This is a genomic window from Pseudomonas sp. P9_35 (assembly GCF_034008205.1).
Classification (GTDB): domain Bacteria; phylum Pseudomonadota; class Gammaproteobacteria; order Pseudomonadales; family Pseudomonadaceae; genus Aquipseudomonas; species Aquipseudomonas kilonensis.
In genome coordinates, this window is the sequence record NZ_CP125373.1 from 2,265,895 (window position 1) to 2,283,784 (window position 17,890).

12 protein-coding genes are annotated in these 17,890 nt (G+C 62.7%); 6 read left to right on the top strand and 6 right to left on the bottom strand.

Translation table 11 applies throughout. The features are described 5' to 3' along the window. The first annotated feature begins 46 nt into the window (after positions 1 to 46). Positions 47 to 2,431, top strand: coding sequence for a diguanylate cyclase (locus QMK47_RS10105; protein ID WP_320390120.1), 2,385 nt, complete (start codon positions 47 to 49; stop codon positions 2,429 to 2,431). Positions 2,432 to 2,599: 168 nt separating this feature from the next. Here the strand turns inward: QMK47_RS10105 and dacB are convergent, their stop codons facing one another. Beyond that, on the bottom strand, positions 2,600 to 4,066 hold the full coding sequence (gene dacB, locus QMK47_RS10110; RefSeq protein WP_214508874.1) for a D-alanyl-D-alanine carboxypeptidase/D-alanyl-D-alanine-endopeptidase: 1,467 nt from the start codon (positions 4,064 to 4,066) through the stop codon (positions 2,600 to 2,602). A gap of 48 nt (positions 4,067 to 4,114) precedes the next feature. Here dacB and QMK47_RS10115 point away from each other — a divergent pair, with 48 nt between their 5' ends. After that, positions 4,115 to 4,309: a hypothetical protein gene (locus QMK47_RS10115; protein ID WP_253472813.1), complete on the top strand. Its 195-nt coding sequence runs from the start codon at positions 4,115 to 4,117 to the stop codon at positions 4,307 to 4,309. Next, positions 4,299 to 4,643 (top strand): YggL family protein, encoded by a 345-nt coding sequence (locus tag QMK47_RS10120; protein WP_003199553.1) that lies wholly within the window; start codon positions 4,299 to 4,301, stop codon positions 4,641 to 4,643. The genes QMK47_RS10115 and QMK47_RS10120 overlap by 11 nt, the downstream gene beginning before the upstream one ends. A 158-nt stretch (positions 4,644 to 4,801) precedes the next feature. Here the strand turns inward: QMK47_RS10120 and QMK47_RS10125 are convergent, their stop codons facing one another. Next, positions 4,802 to 5,992, bottom strand: a complete 1,191-nt coding sequence (locus tag QMK47_RS10125; RefSeq protein ID WP_003199555.1) for a benzoate/H(+) symporter BenE family transporter — start codon at positions 5,990 to 5,992, stop codon at positions 4,802 to 4,804. A 244-nt stretch (positions 5,993 to 6,236) separates the two neighbouring features. On the opposite strand from QMK47_RS10125, the gene QMK47_RS10130 reads away from it, so the two are divergent. Next, positions 6,237 to 7,001, top strand: a complete 765-nt coding sequence (locus tag QMK47_RS10130) for a GntR family transcriptional regulator (RefSeq protein ID WP_253472816.1) — start codon at positions 6,237 to 6,239, stop codon at positions 6,999 to 7,001. Positions 7,002 to 7,123: 122 nt separating this feature from the next. Here QMK47_RS10130 and guaD read toward each other — a convergent pair whose 3' ends face one another. From guaD to xdhA, 4 genes are all read right to left on the bottom strand, one after another. Beyond that, positions 7,124 to 8,428, bottom strand: a complete 1,305-nt coding sequence (gene guaD / locus QMK47_RS10135) for a guanine deaminase (RefSeq protein ID WP_253472818.1) — start codon at positions 8,426 to 8,428, stop codon at positions 7,124 to 7,126. 19 nt (positions 8,429 to 8,447) lie between these two features. Then, the gene (xdhC, locus tag QMK47_RS10140) at positions 8,448 to 9,290 is read right to left on the bottom strand and encodes a xanthine dehydrogenase accessory protein XdhC (RefSeq protein ID WP_253472821.1); all 843 of its coding nucleotides are present in this window, start codon (positions 9,288 to 9,290) and stop codon (positions 8,448 to 8,450) included. Positions 9,291 to 9,416: 126 nt separating this feature from the next. Further along, positions 9,417 to 11,816: a xanthine dehydrogenase molybdopterin binding subunit gene (gene xdhB, locus QMK47_RS10145; RefSeq protein ID WP_320390121.1), complete on the bottom strand. Its 2,400-nt coding sequence runs from the start codon at positions 11,814 to 11,816 to the stop codon at positions 9,417 to 9,419. After that, the gene (gene xdhA / locus QMK47_RS10150; RefSeq protein WP_320390122.1) at positions 11,809 to 13,263 is read right to left on the bottom strand and encodes a xanthine dehydrogenase small subunit; all 1,455 of its coding nucleotides are present in this window, start codon (positions 13,261 to 13,263) and stop codon (positions 11,809 to 11,811) included. Before xdhA ends, xdhB begins: the two co-directional genes overlap by 8 nt. 383 nt (positions 13,264 to 13,646) lie before the next feature. Between xdhA and QMK47_RS10155 the strand changes: the two genes are divergently transcribed. Next, entirely contained in the window at positions 13,647 to 14,306 is a 660-nt protein-coding gene (locus QMK47_RS10155; RefSeq protein WP_253472830.1) for a GntR family transcriptional regulator, read from the top strand. A 2-nt stretch (positions 14,307 to 14,308) separates the two neighbouring features. Then, positions 14,309 to 17,797, top strand: coding sequence for a chromosome segregation protein SMC (smc, locus tag QMK47_RS10160; RefSeq protein ID WP_320390123.1), 3,489 nt, complete (start codon positions 14,309 to 14,311; stop codon positions 17,795 to 17,797). The last annotated feature ends 93 nt before the right edge of the window (positions 17,798 to 17,890 follow it).

Genomic DNA, 17,890 nt, shown 5'->3' on the forward strand with positions numbered 1-17,890 from the left:
GTGTCCAGGGCAGTGCCTATGCCTGGTTCCTCTCTGAGTTGTGTTTATGGCATTGCATCAGGTGCGCCCCAGGATCCTGGGCTTTATCAGCGAAGATGTATCGGCCTGGCTGGTGGCTTCGCTGGTGCTGCTGGCCGGTGCCTTCCTGACTGGCGTGCTGACCTGGGCGATGATGAACCTGGTCAATCAACAACTGCGCCAGCGTTTCGAGATGCAAGTCGAGGAGCGTTTCAGCCGCATTGAGGAACAGTTCCAGGACGAGGAGCAAATCCTCGGCAGCCTCGGACGTTTTTTTGCCAACTCCGAAAGGGTCTCCAACAGCGAATTTCGTGGCTACGCCGTCGCGCTGTTGCGCCGTACCCGGGCCTTCGCTTGGGTGCCCAGGGTGCTGCGCGACGAGCGGCACGCGTTCGAACAGCGGGCGCAGGCAGAAGGGGCCACTCAATTTACGATCCGCGAGGTGGACGGCCACGGAGGCCTGCGACCGGCCGCCGAACGAGACGAATACGCACCGCTGCTCTACATCCAGAGCCAGGCGTCCTACGGGACACCGCTGGGCCTGGACCTGCTTTCCGAACCCGTGCGCCGCGCCACCCTCGAGCGGGCCCGCCAGCACGGCGGGTTGGTGGCCTCGCAACCCGTGGACTTGATGGGCGCTGACCCGGCATTTTCCCGCGGGCTACTGCTGGTCGCGCCGGTGATCAGGGAGTCGGCCAGCGAACCGCTCGGATATGTGGTGGCGGTCATCAGCATGCGGCAACTGGCGGGCGAGGGGCTGCCGGCGTCCGGTCACGACAATCTGTCGATGCGGGTCATGGACCCGTCTACCAAAAACGGCGAGGAGGCATTGTTCGAGTCCCGCAACCCGCCTGGCCAGAGCGATTTGGCGGCGACCCGCCTGTTGCGCCTGGCCGATCGCGACTACCGGGTGGAGTTACGGCCCAGTCAGGTGTTTCTGTCGACCAATCATTCTTCGGTCACGACCATGGTGATACTCGGCGGTTTGCTCAGCCTGCTGCTCAGCGCCTTGCTCTACGTGCTGGTCAGCCAGCGGCAGCGGGCCTTGAAACTGGTAGAGCAACGCACCCGTGAACTGCGCGCCCGGGAGCAGGAGCTGCGCGGAACCCACGGTCAGTTGCGCGGTGTGCTGGATGCCGCGACCCAGGTCGCGATCATCGCCACCGACCTGCGCGGCGTCATCACCACCTTCAACGCCGGTGCCGAACAGATGCTCGGCTACCCGAGCTACGAGGTCCTGCAGAGCATGACCCTGGAAAGCCTGCATGTACCGCGCGAACTCCAGGCCCGCGCCGCCCAGCTCGGCGCGCGCTTTGGCAAGCCGATTCCGACGTGCCACGCGATGCTGCTCGAGGGCGGCGAGCAGGGCGGGCAACAGGCGCGGGAGTGGACCCTGGTGCGCCGCGATGGCAGCCACCTGACCGTGAACATGCTCGCCACACCGATGCTCGATGACCAGGGGCTGTGGGTCGGGCACCTGGCGATCTGCATCGACATCACCGAACGCAAGCGCGTCCACGAAGCATTGGCCGCCCGTGACCTGTTGCTGAAAAAGCTCAGTGCCCATGTACCCGGGGGCATCTACCAGTTCAAAATGGATTTCAGTGGTCGCTTCAGCGTGATCTATGCCAGTGACGGCATTCGCGACATCTATGAGCTGGAACCCGATGTGCTGGTGCAGAACGCCGAGGCGATTTTCTCGCGTATTCATCCGCTGGACAGTCCGCGTGTCCGCGCTTCGGTTCGTACTTCGGCCCGCACCTTGAGCCCGTGGCGGGAAGAGTATCGGGTGCAATTGCCCGTGCGCGGCCAGCGCTGGGTGCGCGGCGAGGCCACGCCCGAGGAACTGCCCGGCGGCGGGGTGTTGTGGCACGGCTATATCTCGGATATTTCCGACCTCAAGCGCGTGGAAGAAGAGCTGCGGGCGTTGTCCGTGACCGATGCCTTGACCGGCATTCGCAACCGTCGCTATTTCCAGGATCGCCTGACCTCGGAGATGGCCCGGGTCGAGCGCGGTTCCGGGGGGCTGGCGGTCATCATGCTCGACATCGACCACTTCAAGCGCATCAACGACCAGCATGGCCACGCAGTGGGCGACCGGGTGTTGCAGGCGGTTTGTCAGCGCGTCGCCCAGCGGTTGCGGCGCACCGATGTATTTTGCCGGCTGGGTGGGGAAGAGTTCGTCGTGCTGTGCCCGGACACTGACAGCGAAAATGCCTACACCTTGGCATTGGAGCTGTGGGAAGGCTTGCGGGCGGCGCCCATCGAGGGTGTGGGGTTTGTCACCGCCAGCTTCGGTATCGCCACCTGGCGCGCCGGGGAGGGCGCCGATGCGCTGCTGCTAAGGGCTGACTCGGGCGTGTATGCGGCCAAGCAGGCCGGGCGGGATCGGGTTGAGGTGCAGTTGGGTTAGCCACATATCATCGCGATATCGGTGGTTCAGTTGATGAATAGACTGAATGACATACCGCTATCGCGAGCAAGCTCGCTCCCACATTGGGTCGGCTTCGCACACGAGTTTTGTGCCCGCGGCAGGTCAAGTGTGGGAGCGAGCTTGCTCCCACATTGGGTTTGTGCTGTGTCAGAGCACCGAAGCCGTCTGCGGCAGTTTCGGCTGGCGGTACAGGTCCAGCAGCACCTGGTCCAGCACCGACGAGGCACCCCATGGTTTTGGATCGTTGAGAATCGCCACCACCACCCAGGTGTTGCCATTGATGTCACGGCTGAAGCCGGCGATGGCTCGGACGGTGTTCAGGGTGCCGGTCTTGACGTGGGCTTCGCCGGCCATGGCGGTGGTCTTCAGGCGTTTGCGCATGGTGCCGTCGGTGCCGGCAATCGGCATCGAGCTGATGAACTCGGCCGAGTACGGGCTGCGCCAGGCGGCTTGCAGCATGGCCGCCATTTCCCGGGCGCTGACCCGTTCGGCGCGGGACAGGCCGGAGCCGTTCTCCATCACAAGGTGCGGTGCGGTGATGCCTTTCTTGGCCAACCACTGGCGCACCACCCGTTGCGCGGCCTTGGCGTCATCACCGTCGGCTTCGTTGCGGAACTGCGCGCCGAGGCTCAGGAACAGTTGCTGGGCCATGGTGTTGTTACTGTATTTGTTGATGTCGCGGATGATCTCCGCCAGGTCCGGGGAGAATGCCCGGGCCAGCACCTTGGCGTTGCTCGGGGTCGCGGCCAGGCGGTCCGTGCCCTGGATGCTGCCGCCCAGCTCTTTCCAGATCGCCCGCACCGCTCCTGCGGTGTAGGTGGCATGGTCCAGCAGCGACAGGTAGGTCTGGGAGCTGCAACCGTCACCGAGCTGGCCGCCGACGGTCACCGTCACGCTGCCGTCCGTCTGGGCCACCGGGTTGTAGCGCACGCCACCGGCGCATTGCTTGGAGTTGACGGCCTTGACCTGGTTGTCGATGCGAATGCTCGCAATCGGCGGCTCCACCGACACCAGCACCCGGCCGCCGTCATTGCGGGCGACGAAGCGCAGGGCCTTGAGGTTGACCAGCAACGAGTCGGGCTTGACCAGGAACGGTTTGTTTTCGTCGTTGCCGTCGTCGTTGAATTCGGGCAGTTGCGGCTGGATGAAGAAGCCGCGGTCCAGCACCAGGTCGCCGGTGACCTGCTGCACGCCGTTGGCCCGCAGGTCGCGCATCAGCAGCCAGAGTTTTTCCATGTTCAGCTTGGGATCGCCGCCGCCCTTGAGGTACAGGTTGCCGTTGAGGATCCCGCCGCTGAGGGTGCCGTCGGTGTAGAACTCGGTTTTCCACTGGTGATTGGGGCCGAGCATCTCCAGGGCCGCGTAGGTGGTCACCAGTTTCATGGTGGAAGCGGGGTTAACCGAAACGTCGGCGTTGTACAGGGTCGGGGTGCCGGGACCGTTGAGCGGCACCATCACCAGGGACAGCGCGTCGTCCTGCAGCTTGCTGGCCTTGAGGGCCTTTTGCACGTTGGGCGACAGGGCTGTGTTGATGGTGGCGGCGTGGCTGGTGACGGGGAGGGCCAGGGGAAGAAGAAGGCTGGCCAGAAGCAGTGGACGCAAAGATTTGATCATTTGAAATAAAACCCTACGGGCGAGGGGGAAAATAACGAGGACATGAAAATGAACGCCCTCAACGGTCATGAAAGTGTCGGCATTATGCCCCAAGCCGCAGCCGCTTGGGCCGTGCCTGAGCCCTTCGGCCGCTATTTTTTACCGACGGTAGGTCGATACGCCCGATCAGTCGGGCAATCGGCGCACCAAACTGGTAAAGTGCCGGCCGTTATTACTTATGAGGATTGTTCCAATGGCGACTAACCGTTCCCAGCGTCTGCGCAAAAAACTGTGCGTGGATGAATTTCAAGAGCTGGGTTTCGAACTGAACCTGGATTTCAAAGAAGATCTGGCCGATGAGGCTATTGACGCTTTCCTCGACGCTTTCCTGAAAGAAGCCATGGAAGCCAACGGCCTGGGCTACGTCGGCGGCGACGACTACGGTCTGGTTTGCCTGCAGAAGCGTGGCTCGGTTTCCGAAGAGCAGCGCGCTGCCGTTGAAGCCTGGCTCAAGGCACGTCCTGAGCTGACCAGCGTTGAAGTCAGCCCGCTGATGGACGTCTGGTACCCGGAAAAGCCGATCAATCCGGTCGCTTGATGGTCAGAAACCGGCAGCCCTTTCGGGCGCCGGTTTTTTTGTGCCTGTCTGTTGGGTAGCTGTTGCCCTTCAGGCCGCTATCGCGAGCAAGCTCGCTCCCACAGTGGTGATGTGAACGACACACATCCCCTGTGGGAGCGAGCTTGCTCGCGATGCTTTTAAGCGCTACGCCAGTTCAGGATCAGCAAGGTCAACACCCCCGCCACAATCCCCCAGAACGCCGAACCGATGGAGAACAGCGTCAGCCCCGACGCCGTGACCATGAAGGTGATCAACGCCGCTTCCCGCTCCTTCACTTCGCTCATGGCGATGCTCAATCCGTTGATGATCGATCCGAACAGCGCCAAGGCCGCGATGGACAGCACCAGCTCCTTGGGCAGTGCCGCGAACAACGCCGCCAGCGTCGCGCCGAACACCCCGGCAATCCCGTAGAAGATCCCGCACCAGACCGCCGCCGTGTAGCGCTTGTTGCGATCTTCGTGGGCGTGGGGGCCGGTGCAGATCGCGGCGCTGATGGCCGCCAGGTTGATGCCATGGGAGCCGAACGGCGCCAGCAGTAGCGAAGCGATGCCGGTGCTGGTGATCAACGGCGAGGCCGGCACGTTATAACCGTCGGCCCGCAGCACGGCGATGCCGGGCATGTTCTGCGAGGTCATCGCCACCACGAACAACGGAATGCCGATGCTGATGGTGGCCGCCAGGGAAAAGTGCGGCGTGGTCCACACCGGTGTCGCGACTTCCAGGGCAAAGCCGCTGAAGTCCAACAGCCCCAGCAGGCCTGACAGCGCCGTGCCGATCAACAGCGCTGCCAGTACCGCGTAGCGGGGCGACAGGCGCTTGACGATCAGATAGGTGAAAAACATCCCCAGCACCAGGCCGGTGCGATGCTGGGTGGCGACGAAGATCTCGCTGCCGATCTTGAACAGGATCCCCGCCAGCAACGCCGCCGCCAGCGAGGCTGGAATACGCTTGACCAGGCGCTCGAAACTGCCGGTCAGGCCACAGATCGTCACCAATACTGCACAGGTGATATAGGCGCCGATGGCCTCGCCATAACTCACGCCGCCCAGGCTGGTGATCAGCAGCGCTGCGCCGGGTGTCGACCAGGCGATGGTGATCGGTGTGCGATAGCGCAGCGATAGCCCGATGGAGCACACCGCCATGCCGATGGAGATCGCCCAGATCCACGAGGAAATCTGCCCGCTGGTCAGCCCGGCTGCCTGCCCGGCCTGGAACATCAGCACCAAGGAACTGGTGTAGCCGGTCATCATCGCAATGAACCCGGCGACGATGGCTGAAGGCGAGGTATCGGCCAATGGACGAAGTGGCGTGGTCGTGACTTCGGTCATGGTGGGCGGTGGTCCTTGTTGTAGATTGGCTGGGCTTGATCGCGCCGCAGGTTTTGGGTTTGCAGCCTAAACTCAACGCAGTAGCCGATTGCAATACAGCCATGCCCGTAAACAGCCGTACAGTCGTGTTGCCATCAGAGGTTGTGTACAATCGGGCTGTTTTTTACGCGATACTTGCCAGCGACCCGCTGTGCCGTATTACAGTCACGGTCAATTCGCCGCAGTTCTCCCGACTCGAGTGCCCATGAACGAACAGTTGCAACCCCTCAAGAAACAACCGCGAGCCGGTAAAGCCGGCCGCAGCGGAACCCAGGACGATATTGTCTATGCGCATATCTTCGAGGCCATCCTCGAACAACGCCTGGCGCCCGGTACCAAGTTGAGCGAAGAGGCACTGGGGGAGATTTTCGGGGTCAGCCGCACGATCATTCGTCGGGCGCTGTCACGCCTGGCCCACGAAGGTGTGGTGTTGCTGCGGCCCAACCGCGGTGCCGTGGTGGCGAGCCCGAGTGTCGAAGAGGCTCGCCAGGTATTCATGGCCCGGCGCCTGGTGGAAAGGGCGATCACCGAATTGGCGGTGCAGCATGCCACGGCCGAACAATTGGCTGAGCTGCGGCAGATGGTCAGCGACGAGCGCGACAGTTTCTCCCGCGGTGACCGCGGCGCCGGCATCCGTTTGTCGGGCGAGTTCCACCTCAAGCTGGCCGAAGCGGCGAAGAACGCCCCGCTGATCAGTTTCCAGCGCAGCCTGGTGTCCCAGACGTCGCTGATCATCGCCCAGTACGAAAGCGGCAACCGTTCCCACTGTTCCTATGACGAACACACCCAGTTGATCGACGCCATCGAGGCGCGCGACGCGACGCTGGCAGTGGACCTGATGATGCATCACATGGACCACATCGACAGCAAGCTCAACCTCGACGAGGAAAGCGCGTCGGATGACTTGCATGCGGTGTTCTCGCACCTGCTGCAGAGCAAGAAGCCTGGGCGGTCGCCGGCCAAGCTCTGAGGGTTGAATCAGTCATACCGCCAATCGCGAGCAAGCTCGCTCCCACAGTGGATTTCTGTCGTTCACATAACCTTTGTGGGAGCGAGCTTGCTCGCGATGGCGATTCAACAGGCAATAAATATCTACCGCTGATGCACCAATTTACCGGCCGCAAAAGTCTGCATCACCGTCCGGTCATCTCCCAGCGTCATCAACACAAACAACCGCTCGGCAATGTCCTTGGCCTGCTTGAGGCGATAGCCCAGCAGCGGCGTGGCGTTGTAGTCCAGTACCAGGAAGTCCGCATCGGAACCCGGTTGCAACGTCCCGATTTTGTCCTCCAAACGCAGGGCCCGGGCGCCGCCGAGGGTGGCCAGGTACAGCGACTTGAACGGGCTCAGCCGCGCGCCCTGCAACTGCATGACCTTGTAGGCTTCGTTCAGGGTTTGCAGCAGCGAAAAACTGGTGCCGCCACCCACGTCGGTACCCAATCCCACGTGCACTTTATGCCTCTCAGCCATCGGCAGGTTGAACAGGCCGCTGCCGAGAAAAAAGTTCGAGGTCGGGCAGAAGGCGATGGCCGAGCCGGTCTCGGCCAGGCGTGCACATTCGTCGTCGCACAAATGCACGCCATGGGCGAACACTGAGCGCTCGCCGAGCAACTGGTAGTGATCGTAGACGTCCAGATAACCCTTGCGCTCCGGGAACAGCTCTTTGACCCACTGCACTTCCTGCAGGTTTTCACTGATGTGGGTCTGCATGTACAAGTCTGGGTATTCCCCCAGCAACTGGCCGGCCAGGGCCAGTTGTTCCGGGGTGCTGGTGGGGGCGAAGCGTGGGGTCACGGCGTAGTGCAGGCGGCCCTTGCCGTGCCAGCGCTCGATCAGCGCCTTGCTCTCGGTGTAGCTGGATTCGGCAGTGTCGATCAGGTAGTCCGGGGCGTTGCGGTCCATCATCACTTTACCGGCGATCATCCGCAGATCGAGCTTCTGGGCTACTTCAAAAAACGAATTCACCGATTGCGGGTGCACGCTGCCGAACACCAGCGCGGTGGTGGTGCCGTTGCGCAGCAATTCCTTGACGAAAATATCAGCCACGGCATCGGCGTGGGCCTTGTCGGCGAACTGGCTTTCGCAGGGGAAGGTGTAGGTGTTGAGCCAGTCCAGCAATTGCTCGCCATAGGCGCCGACCATGCCGGTCTGCGGCAGGTGGATGTGGGTGTCGATCAAACCAGGGGTGATCAGCGCGTCCGGGTAATGAGTGACTTCGATGTCCGCTGCCAGGGTCGGCAGCAGGTCGCGGGCGTGGCCGATGGCGCTGATCTGGCCGTTTTCCACCACCAGCAAGCCGTCCTCGAAATATTCATAGGACGCCTCGATACCGACTTCAGCTGGGTCGGCGAGGCTGTGGAGCAGGGCGGCGCGGTAGGCTTTGCGTGTCAGGGGCATGGGCATTCTCAACGAGTGTTCAACGGTTCGCCTGGCTGCGGCGCGAGGCCGGCAGCAGCTTGGCAATCGGTTCGGCGCGGGCGGTCTGCTGGCCGAAATCGGCGTTATAGGTGGCGATGATTTCGCCGGCGATGGAGATGGCGATTTCCACAGGCAACTTGCCTTTGACTTCGCCGATACCCATCGGGCAACGCATGCGCTGCAAGGTGCTGCTGTCAAAACCACGATCACGCAGGCGATGCTCGAACTTGACCCGTTTGGTCTTCGAGCCGATCAGGCCGAAGTAGGCAAAGTCGTTGCGCTTGAGGATCGCGGCGCTCAGTTCCAGGTCGAGCTGATGGTTGTGGGTCATGACGATGCAGTAGCTGCCGACGGGCAATTCGTCGACTTCATCCAGTGGTTCTTCGGTGACGATCTTGCGCACGCCATGGGGCAGCTGTTCGGGGAATTCCGCCTCCCGCGAGTCGATCCAGCGCACCTTGCAGGGCAGGCTCGCCAGCAGCGGCACCAGGGCGCGGCCGACGTGGCCGGCGCCGAACACGGCGATCTGCGCCTGGACCTGGCCCATGGGTTCGAACAGCAGCACGGTGACGCCGCCGCAGCACTGGCCCAGGCTCGCACCGAGGCTGAAGCGCTCCAGATGGGTGTTCTGCTGGCCGCTGGCGAGCATGTGCCGGGCGATTTCCATGGCCTTGTATTCCAGGTGTCCGCCACCGATGGTGTCGAACGTCTGGCTGGCGCTGATGACCATCTTCGAACCGGCGTTACGCGGGGTGGAGCCGAGCTCTTCGATGATCGTCACCAGCACGCAGGGTTCGCCGCGGGTTTGCAGGTCGGCGAGGGCGCTGATCCAGTTGTACATATTCACCTCGACATCTCTTTGTCTGTTCCGGCCTCATCGCGAGCAAGCTCGCTCCCACATGGGATCTCCAGGGTTAACAAAATCCCTGTGGGAGCCGAGCTTGCTCGCGATAGCCGCGCCGCGGTCCTAGAGCGAAGCCACTTCGGCTTCAGCTTCCTCAACCTTGACTGCCTTCAACCCACGCATCTGCTCGCACCCCCACAACACCCGCTCCGGCGTTGCCGGGGCGTCGATGTTCGGCTGGTGCTGGTAATCCCCCAGGCTCGCCACGGCGTCCTTGATGGCGCACCACGCGGCGATGCCGAGCATGAACGGCGGCTCCCCCACGGCCTTGGAGTGGAACACCGTGTCTTCGGGGTTCTTGCGGTTTTCCACCAGCTTGACCCGCAGGTCCAGCGGCATGTCGGCCACGGCGGGGATCTTGTAGCTGGCCGGGCCGCAGGTCTCTAGCTTGCCCTTGTCGTTCCACACCAGTTCTTCCATGGTCAGCCAACCCATGCCCTGGATGAAACCACCCTCGACCTGGCCGATGTCGATGGCCGGGTTCAGCGAGGCGCCGACGTCGTGGAGGATGTCAGTGCGCAGCATCTTGTACTCGCCGGTGAGGGTGTCGACGATTACCTCGGCACAGGCCGCGCCATAGGCGTAGTAGTAGAACGGTCGGCCTCGGGCCTGGCTGCGGTCGTAGTAGATTTTCGGGGTCTTGTAGAAGCCGGTGCTCGACAGCGAGACCTGGGCGAAATAGGCCTGCTGCACCAGCGCCTCGAAGCTCAGGATGTGATCGCGCACCCGCACATGGCCGTTGTGGAATTCCACATCTTCTTCGCTGACCTTGTACTGTCGCGCGGCGAATTCCACCAGGCGCCGCTTGATGGTTTCGGCGGCGTTCTGCGCGGCCTTGCCGTTCAGGTCGGCACCGCTGGAGGCGGCGGTGGGCGAAGTGTTCGGCACCTTGTCGGTGTTGGTCGCAGTGATTTGCACGCGGTCCATTTCCACCTGGAACACCTCGGCCACCACTTGCGCGACCTTGGTGTTCAAGCCTTGGCCCATTTCGGTGCCGCCATGGTTGAGGTGGATGCTGCCGTCGGTGTAGACGTGAATCAAGGCGCCTGCCTGATTGAGGAAGCTGGCGGTAAAGGAAATGCCGAATTTCACCGGGGTCAGTGCCAGGCCTTTTTTCAGGATCGGGCTATTGGCGTTGTAGCGGCGGATCGCTTCGCGGCGCTCGGCGTACTGGCTGCTTTCTTCAAGCTCGGCGGTCATTTCCTCGAGCATGTTGTGCTCGACGGTCTGGTAGTAGTGGGTGACGTTGCGTTCGGTCTTGCCGTAATAGTTGGCCTTGCGCACCGCCAGCGGATCGAGCCCCAGGTGCCGGGCGATGGCATCCATCACCTCTTCGATGGCGACCATGCCTTGGGGCCCACCGAAACCGCGGTAAGCGGTGTTCGACGCGGTGTTGGTCTTGCAGCGGTGGCCGTTGATGGTCGCATCGCCCAGGTAGTAGGCGTTGTCGGCATGGAACATCGCCCGGTCGACGATCGAGGCCGACAGGTCCGGCGAGCAACCGCAGTTGCCGGCCAGTTCCAGGGCGATGCCGTGCAGGCGCCCGCAGCTGTCGAAGCCGACGTCGTATTCGATGTAGAAGGGATGGCGCTTGCCGGTCATCAGCATGTCTTCGACACGGGGCAGGCGCATTTTGGTCGGCTGCCCGGTGAGGTGTGCGATGACGGCGCACAGGCACGCCGGGCTGGCGGCCTGGGTTTCCTTGCCGCCAAAGCCACCGCCCATGCGGCGCATGTCCACCACGACTTTGTTCATCGACACGCCCAGCACCTCGGCCACCAGTTTCTGCACTTCAGTGGGGTTCTGGGTCGAGCAGTAGACGAGCATGCCGCCGTCTTCGGTGGGCATCACCGAGGAAATCTGGGTTTCCAGGTAAAAGTGTTCCTGGCCGCCGATGTGCAGCGAGCCCTGGATGCGATGCTCGGCGCTCGCCAGTGCCGTGGCCGAATCGCCGCGCTGGTGGGTGTGGCTGTCGAGCACGAAGTGCCGCTTGCGCAGGGCCTCGACCACGTCCAGCACCGGTTCCAGGTCTTCGTATTCAATGATTGCGGCCATCGCTGCCTTGCGCGCGGTGTCCAGGTCCTTGGCGGCGACGGCCAGCACCGGTTGGCCGACGAACTGCACGTCATCGATGGCCAGCAACGGATCGCCGGGCAACAGCGGGCCGATGTCCTTCAGGCCGGGGATGTCTTGGTGGGTGATGGCGATGCGCACGCCTTCGAAGGCGTAGCAGGGCGCGGTATCGATGCGAATGATCCGGGCGTGGGCGCGGTCCGACAGCCGGGCATAGACGTGCAACTGGTTCGGAAATTCCAGGCGGTCATCGATGTACTGGGCCTCGCCGGACACATGCTTGGCGGCGCTATCGTGCTTGACGCTGCGGCCCACGCCGGTGGTCAGGTCGCGGGCGAACAGTTCGGCGAGTTCGGCTTGGGTCTTCTCTACGGTGTGATGATTAGACATAAGCGGTCACCCGAGTCTCGATGTGCGGCGTTTGCAGTTCGATGAAGTATTTGCGCAACAGGTTGCGGGCACTGAGCAGGCGGTATTCCTTGCTGGCGCGGAAGTCCGACAGCGGCGTGAAATCCTCGGCCAGGGCGGCGCAGGCGCGTTCGAGGGTGCTTTCGGTCCACGGCGCACCGATCAATACCGCTTCGCAATGCTTGGCGCGTTTTGGGGTCGCGGCCATGCCGCCGAAAGCCACGCGGGCGTCGCGGACCATGCCGTTGTCGATGCGCAGGTTGAAGGCCGCGCATACGGCGGAAATGTCGTCGTCCAGGCGCTTGGAGACCTTGTAGGCGCGGAACGCCTGTTCGGCGCTGGCCCGCGGCACGATGATCTTTTCGATGAATTCGCTTTCCTGGCGGGCGGTGACCCGGTAGTCGATGAAATAGTCTTCCAAGGCCAGGGTGCGGCGGGTCTGGCCCTTGCACAGCACGATCTGCGCGCCGAGGGCGATCAGCAGGGGCGGCGAGTCGCCAATCGGTGAGGCGTTGCCGATGTTGCCGCCCAGGGTGCCCTGGTTGCGGATCTGCAGCGAGGCGAAGCGCTGCAGCAGTTCGCCAAAGTCCGGGTACTCGGCTTTCAGGGCTTCGTAGCAATCGGAGAGGGCGGCGGCGGCGCCGATCTCCAGGCGATCGTCGAAGCGTTCGATACGCTTGAGTTCGGCGACGTTGCCCACGTAGATCATCACCGGCAGGGTGCGGTGAAATTGCGTGACTTCCAGGGCCAGGTCCGTGCCGCCGGCCAGCAGGCGCGCCTGGGGATAGGCGTCGTAAAGATCGGCCAGGTCGGCGACGGTCAGTGGCACCAGGCAGCGTTTGTCGCCGCTGTTGAGCTCACCGGTCTCGGTCGGCGCAATGGCTTTGAGGCGGGCGATAGTCTCGGCCTCACGGGCATCGAACTGGTCGGGTTGTTTGCCACAGCAGGCCTGCTCGGCGGCGGCCAGGATCGGCCGGTAGCCGGTGCAACGGCAGAGATTGCCGGCCAGGGCTTCGTGGGCTTTATGGGCGTCGGGTTGTTCGCTGTTCTTTTGCAGGGCGAACAGCGACATGACGAAGCCTGGTGTGCAAAAGCCGCATTGCGAGCCGTGGCAATCGACCATCGCCTGCTGGACGCTGTGCAATTGGCCCTGGTGCTTGAGGTCTTCGACGCTGATCAGTTGCTTGCCGTGCAGGGACGAGACGAAGGTCATGCATGCATTGAGGCTGCGATAGCGAATGCGTTCACGGCCATCGGCGTCCGTTTCCAATTCGCCTACCACCACAGTGCACGCGCCACAGTCGCCACTGGCGCAGCCTTCTTTGGTGCCTGGTTTGCCAACGTGTTCGCGCAAATAGTTGAGCACGGTCAGGTTCGGGTCCAGGGCGTGCTCGCTACGGAGTTCCTGGTTGAGTAAAAACTGGATCACGGAAGGCCTCGCAGACTCATTATTGTTGTATCGACGTGGGCCTGAATTTATCAGGTCTGACTTTTCGGTCAACGATTTTCTGACTTAAAGGTCAAGAAAATCTCTTTGGTCGATGAACAACGATCGATGGACACTGTAGAACCCTGTGGGAGCCGAGCTTGCTCGCGATGACGGCGGTACATTCAGTATGGATGCAAGCTGATATACCGCTATCGCGAGTAAGCGCGCTCCCACAGGTTCTTCCACAGGTTCTGTTTCAGCAGGAACGCTCAAACTTTTTTTGCTTGAATCGTGCCAAAAACCCGGTACAGGCCCTGCGCCATGACGTATCGAGTGCGCTACACTGCGCCGCTTGTGCAAATCGAAGAGTTTGAAGGACAACCATGACGTTCAAGGCCCCGGACAGCCTCGCCGAGCAAATCGCCCATCACCTCGCCGAACGCATCATTCGCGGCGAAATGAAACCGGGAGAGCGCATCCAGGAGCAGAAGGTCACGCTGGCGCTCAACGTCAGCCGCGGTTCGGTCCGCGAGGCCTTGCTGATCCTGGAACGACGCCACTTGATCGCGATCCTGCCGCGCCGCGGCGCCCACGTCACCGAACTCACCGAGCACAAGGTGCGCAGCCTCTGCACGTTGATGAGCGAGCTGTACATCCTGCTGGGCAACGCCGTGGCCCATGGCTGGAAAGAGCAAGTCGACATGGCACCGTTCGTGGCGATCCAGCAGCGTCTCAACGAGGCCTACGCGCGCCAGGACATCCGCACCTTCGTCGATGAAAGCTTCAGTGTGATGCGCGCCGCCTATCCCTTTGCCAACAACCCGTACTTGCAGGAAACCGTCGAGAACCTGCAACCGGCCATGAGCCGTGCCTATTTCCTGGCCCTGGACCAGCGCAAGGCGGAAATGAGCGAGTTCCTCGACCTGTTCCAGCGCCTGCTCGCCGCCGTGCTGGCCCGTGATTTGCCGCAGATCCGCATCGTGCTCACGGCCTACGCCCAGCGCAGTTGCGACCTGGTGGTCTCTGCACTGACGAAGGCCTGAACGTGCGGCTCAAGTGCATCAAGTTGGCGGGGTTCAAATCCTTCGTCGACCCGACCACGGTGAACTTCCCAAGTAACATGGCGGCGGTGGTCGGGCCCAATGGTTGCGGCAAGTCGAACATCATCGACGCCGTGCGCTGGGTGATGGGCGAAAGTTCGGCCAAGAACCTGCGCGGCGAGTCGATGACCGACGTCATCTTCAACGGCTCCACCAGTCGCAAGCCGGTGAGCCAGGCCAGCATCGAGTTGGTGTTCGATAACTCCGACGGCACGCTGGTGGGTGAATACGCGGCCTATGCGGAAATCTCCATTCGTCGCAAAGTGACCCGCGACAGCCAGAACAGCTATTTCCTCAACGGCACCAAGTGCCGGCGTCGCGACATCACCGATATCTTCCTCGGCACCGGCCTGGGCCCGCGCAGCTACTCGATCATCGAACAGGGCATGATCTCCAAGCTGATCGAGGCCAAGCCCGAAGACCTGCGCAACTTCATTGAAGAAGCCGCCGGTATTTCCAAATACAAGGAGCGGCGGCGCGAGACCGAAAATCGCATTCGTCGCACCCACGAGAACCTCGCGCGGCTGACCGACCTGCGCGAAGAACTCGAACGCCAACTCGAGCGTTTGCACCGTCAGGCCGAGGCCGCGAAGAAGTACCAGGAATACAAGGGCGAGGAGCGCCAGCTCAAGGCCCAGCTTTCGGCCCTGCGCTGGCAGGCGCTGAACGAGCAGGTCGGCCAGCGTGAGGCGATCATCGGCAACCAGGAAGTCAGCTTCGAAGCCCTGGTAGCCGAACAACGCAACGCCGACGCCGCCATCGAACGCCTGCGCGACGGTCACCATGACCTGTCCGAGCGCTTCAATCTGGTGCAGGGGCGCTTCTATTCCGTGGGGGGCGACATCGCCCGGGTCGAGCAGAGCATCCAGCATGGTCAGCAACGGCTGCGGCAGTTGCAGGATGACTTGAAGGAAGCCGAGCGGGCGCGCCTGGAAACCGAGTCGCACCTGGGCCACGACCGCACGCTGCTGCTGACCCTTGGCGAAGAACTCGACCGGCTCACGCCAGAGCAGGAAATCACCAGCGCCGCCGCCGAAGAGGCCGCCGCGGCCCTGGAAGAAGCCGAGCTGACCATGCACGGCTGGCAAGAGCAGTGGGACAGTTTCAACCTGACCTCGGCCGAGCCGCGGCGTCAGGCTGAAGTCCAGCAGTCGCGCATCCAGCAGTTGGAAACCAGCATGGAGCGCCTGGCCGAACGTCAGCGCCGTCTGTCCGAAGAGCGCACCTTGCTCGCGGCGGATCCGGAAGACGCGGCGATTCTGGACCTGAGCGAGCAACTGGCGGCCAGCGAAGCCACCCTCGAAGACTTGCAGGCCAGCGAAGACGCCCAGGTCGAACGGCTTGAGCAACTGCGCCAGGCCTTGCAAGTGGCCTTGCAGAACCAGCAGCAGGGCCAGGGCGAATTGCAGCGGCTCAATGGGCGTTTGGCTTCGCTGGAAGCCTTGCAGCAAGCCGCGCTGGACCCAGGCACCGGCACCGCCGAATGGCTGCGCGACCAGCATCTGGCCGAGCGTCCGCGACTGGCCGAGGGCCTGAAGGTCGATGCCGGTTGGGAGCTGGCGGTGGAAACCGTGCTGGGTGCCGACCTGCAAGCAGTACTGGTGGATGACTTCGGCGGCTTCGACCTGTCGGGTTTCACCCAGGGCGATCTGCGCCTGCTCAGCCCGGCTGGCGACGGCGTACGAATCCCCGGCAGCTTGCTGGACAAGGTCGAGGCCCAGGTCGACCTGTCGCCCTGGCTCGGGCAGGTCAAGCCGGTGGACAGCCTTGAACAGGCCTTGGCCCAGCGTGGGCAGTTGGCGGCCGGCGAAAGCCTGATCAGTCGTGACGGCTATTGGGTTGGCCGGCATTTCCTGCGGGTGCGCCGGGCCAGCGAAGCCGAGAGCGGCATGCTCGCCCGTGGCCAGGAAATCCAGCGCCTGGGCGCCGAGCGCGAGGAGCGCGAGGCCAGCGTCGAAGCCCTGGAAACTGAATTGCAGAACCTGCGGGCGCAACAGCGTCAGCAGGAGAACGGCCGCGAACACCTGCGGCGGCTGTTGCAGGATGAAGCGCGCCAGCAAGGCGAGCTCAAGGCGCAGTTGTCGGCCGGCAAGGCCAAGGTCGAGCAGCTGGCGTTGCGCCGCACCCGCCTTGAAGAAGAAATCGCCGAACTGGGCGAGCAGCGGGCGTTGGAGCACGAACAGATCGGCGAGGCGCGTTTGCAGCTGCAAGACGCCCTCGATGCCATGGCGCTGGACACCGAGCAGCGTGAACTGCTGCTGGCCCAGCGTGACAGTCTGCGCGAGCGCCTGGACCGGGTGCGCCAGGAAGCACGCCAGCACAAGGACCATGCCCATCAGTTGGCGGTGCGCCTGGGCTCGCTCAAGGCCCAGCACGATTCCACGCGCCAGGCGTTGGAGCGGCTGGAAATGCAGTCCGAACGCCTGACCGAAAAACGCGAGCAGTTGAGCCTCAATCTGGAGGAGGGCGAAGCGCCGCTGGAAGAGCTGCGTCTCAAGCTCGAAGAATTACTCGACAAGCGCATGAGCGTCGACGAGGAGCTCAAGACGGCGCAGATCGCCCTGGAGGACGCCGACCGCGAACTGCGCGACGCCGAAAAGCGCCGTAGCCAGGCCGAGCAGCAATCGCAACTGATTCGCGGCCAGATGGAACAGCAGCGCATGGAGTGGCAAGCCCTGACGGTGCGGCGCAAAGCCTTGCAGGACCAATTGCTCGAAGATGGCTACGACCTCGACGGCGTGCTCGCCACCTTGGTGGCCGGGGCGAACGAGAAGGACGCCGAGGAGGAGCTGGAACGCATTGCCCAGCGTATCCAGCGCCTGGGGGCAATCAACCTGGCGGCCATTGACGAGTACCAGCAGCAGTCCGAGCGCAAGCGCTACCTGGACGCCCAGAACGACGATCTGGTGGAAGCGCTGGAGACCCTGGAAAACGTCATTCGCAAGATCGACAAGGAAACCCGCAACCGCTTCAAGGATACCTTTGATCAGATCAACGGCGGTTTGCAGGCACTTTTCCCAAAAGTTTTCGGTGGCGGCAGCGCTTACTTGGAACTGACGGGCGAAGATCTACTCGATACAGGGGTGACAATCATGGCGCGTCCTCCTGGCAAGAAGAACAGCACCATCCATTTGCTCTCCGGGGGCGAAAAGGCGCTGACCGCGCTGGCCCTGGTCTTTGCCATCTTCAAATTGAACCCGGCGCCGTTCTGCATGCTCGACGAAGTCGACGCACCACTGGACGACGCCAACGTAGGCCGTTACGCACGGCTGGTGAAGGAGATGTCTGAAACGGTGCAATTCATCTACATCACCCACAACAAGATCGCCATGGAAATGGCCGATCAGTTGATGGGTGTGACCATGCATGAGCCGGGCTGTTCGCGGCTGGTGGCGGTGGATGTGGAGGAGGCCATGGCCATGGTGGATGCCTGAAGAACGGGTTGCAGGGCTTCTACTTGGAGCGCTATAGGTATTTTTTACCCTTGGGCCTGTTGTTCAAATCACAGTTTGGGCACAAGCCTGTGC

Bases quoted from the DNA above. Each gene is read 5' to 3' on its own strand.
- QMK47_RS10105 (WP_320390120.1), top strand. From the start codon at position 47: ATGGCATTGCATCAGGTGCGCCCCAGGATCCTGGGCTTTATCAGCGAA.
- dacB (WP_214508874.1), bottom strand. From the start codon at position 4,066: ATGATCAAATCTTTGCGTCCACTGCTTCTGGCCAGCCTTCTTCTTCCC.
- QMK47_RS10115 (WP_253472813.1), top strand. From the start codon at position 4,115: ATGAACGCCCTCAACGGTCATGAAAGTGTCGGCATTATGCCCCAAGCC.
- QMK47_RS10120 (WP_003199553.1), top strand. From the start codon at position 4,299: ATGGCGACTAACCGTTCCCAGCGTCTGCGCAAAAAACTGTGCGTGGAT.
- QMK47_RS10125 (WP_003199555.1), bottom strand. From the start codon at position 5,992: ATGACCGAAGTCACGACCACGCCACTTCGTCCATTGGCCGATACCTCG.
- QMK47_RS10130 (WP_253472816.1), top strand. From the start codon at position 6,237: ATGAACGAACAGTTGCAACCCCTCAAGAAACAACCGCGAGCCGGTAAA.
- guaD (WP_253472818.1), bottom strand. From the start codon at position 8,428: ATGCCCCTGACACGCAAAGCCTACCGCGCCGCCCTGCTCCACAGCCTC.
- xdhC (WP_253472821.1), bottom strand. From the start codon at position 9,290: ATGTACAACTGGATCAGCGCCCTCGCCGACCTGCAAACCCGCGGCGAA.
- xdhB (WP_320390121.1), bottom strand. From the start codon at position 11,816: ATGTCTAATCATCACACCGTAGAGAAGACCCAAGCCGAACTCGCCGAA.
- QMK47_RS10155 (WP_253472830.1), top strand. From the start codon at position 13,647: ATGACGTTCAAGGCCCCGGACAGCCTCGCCGAGCAAATCGCCCATCAC.